At 37.8% G+C, this 1,958-nt stretch carries 2 protein-coding genes; both read right to left on the reverse strand.

Annotated features, from left to right (window positions below; all coding sequences use genetic code 11):
- Positions 1–258: 258 nt before the first annotated feature.
- Entirely contained in the window at positions 259–1,104 is an 846-nt protein-coding gene (locus ACFO8Q_RS09345) for a hypothetical protein (RefSeq protein WP_380025505.1), read from the reverse strand.
- Between the two features lie 71 nt (positions 1,105–1,175).
- The gene (locus ACFO8Q_RS09350) at positions 1,176–1,457 is read right to left on the reverse strand and encodes a hypothetical protein (protein WP_380025506.1); all 282 of its coding nucleotides are present in this window, start codon (positions 1,455–1,457) and stop codon (positions 1,176–1,178) included.
- Positions 1,458–1,958: the final 501 nt, after the last annotated feature.

Below are 1,958 nucleotides of genomic sequence, written 5' to 3' on the forward strand. Positions count from 1 at the left end.
CATCAAAAAGTCAAGGACTGGGCGCAGGAACATAACATTGAATTGATTTTCACACCTACAAACGCTTCATGGTGAAATCGAATTGAATGTCATTTTGGTCCACTTCGTAAATTCGTCCTCTGCGGAAGCAACTACGAGGATCATAAAGAGTTAGCCACGGCTATTCGTAAGTATCTTTGCTGGCGAAACAAGAATAAACGTCACGCCCAAATTTTAAGAGAGCAAAAGAAGATCAAGGTTGCCTGAAGGGGCATTAGTTTATTTTATTAACTCAAATATCTCCTTATCGGTACCTATTGAAGGGGAATAAATCGCAGTAGGAAGAATCATAGTCTTTGCTTGATTATCGATCTCATAATGTAAAAAAGGTCTTAGCGATATAAACTTAGGTGTATTAATCGCCTGCCGGTTATTAGCAAAATTGAATTGAAATGCTTTTGTTTGTCCAGCATTCAAGGAATTATCGTTCTCCTTAGTATTTGTGGAGTTAAAATTATCAGTTGTAGTTATCTTAACTGAATAAGGCTCTGCTAATTGAAATTCTAAATCTTTCACATGAATTGGTTTATTGGTAGTGTTAGCGATTTCCGCTTTATAATAATCAAAGACTCCGCTTGCAAATGTTTTTTTGCCTAGTTTTAGATCTTGTGATTCCTTACTTTTTCTTATATCAAGTACCCATTTTCCAATATCATAGGTTTTTTGTTCATTATTTGGATCGGTTAATTTAAGTTTACTCAGAATAATTTTACTTGCTTTTACTTTAGGGAGTCGCAATCCAAGTGAAATTAAAGAATATTCTTTCGTATGTGCTCCTTCATTGATTCCTGTGGGGGTAGCTTTTATCTCTTCACCATCTGATACTAAAACAAATTCCTTATATTCGTTAATCTTTTGAGGATTTGAACCTAAGTGAACTTGAACTGCTGAGAGTTGTATAAATGGCTCTTCATCTTCGAAATATCCGTGATAAGAATCCCACTTTATAAAATAGAGTCCATCCGGTGGCCATTTTAGGCTTTCCGAGGGCGAGGTTTGTGGGGAGCAACCAATCATAATAACCAACAGCACAATATTAATTAGGTGAATTAATTTTCGTTTCATGGCATCTCCTATTAATTAGATTAGGACCAGTTTCTAGTATATGAAACTGGTCCTTTACTTACTACCGGATTTTAGGTTTCCCAGCTATAGAAATGAGGTTTAAACCATTGAGCTGCCCAACCTGTACCGTAGGTGGTTCCTATTGGATATCCATCATTATCATACCAATCAGTATGCAAGTTAAATTCTTGAACATGGTACCAATCCTGTAAGCCGATATGCACTGTTTTGTAAGGACTTACTTCAGATGAATAGGACCATGTTTTTGTGTCGGTCCAGGTTACATCATAGCCAACCTTATATGTTACAGGTTTTGCAGCAAAGTCAATGGATGCTCCCCACTTGTTTGCCACTGACTTTGATATCGAAAAATATAACGTATCCTTAGTGCTCTTCCCGTTGTACCCGCTGGCTACTTCGCCACGGTCATTATAACCATCATAAGTATTATAAACCTGAAATATTCATAGGTGCTTAGAACGATTGGGTGAAATGGAAGATTTTGTGATATTCTACCGTATTTGTGAAACGATCAGTCTGCTCGGTATCAGAGAGTAGCCACCTACTCTCTTTGAGTATGGATATTAATTCATTATTTAGATAAATATGGATATTGAATGACATACGTATCCGTTGGATCAATGAGCATTTTTTTTAAATGTCTATCATTCACAGTCCATCAACCGAAACGGGGTAAACGCTGAATGTTACGAAACGTTTGGATGAATGCATCTCGGTATATGCAGGAGCTGCACAGCTTCCACGTCCAGTATCGACCGGAGCTGCTTACCCGCAATCTTAACGAGCTTGGAGCGCAGTGTCTCCATCCGATTTGGCTTCATTCGCTCCGGCAA

The sequence above is a fragment of the Effusibacillus consociatus genome, from assembly GCF_042652925.1.
In the GTDB taxonomy this organism is placed as follows: Bacteria; Bacillota; Bacilli; order Tumebacillales; family Effusibacillaceae; genus Effusibacillus; species Effusibacillus consociatus.

Coding starts and splice junctions, on each gene's coding strand:
- ACFO8Q_RS09345 (WP_380025505.1), bottom strand. CDS start 1,104: ATGAAACGAAAATTAATTCACCTAATTAATATTGTGCTGTTGGTTATT.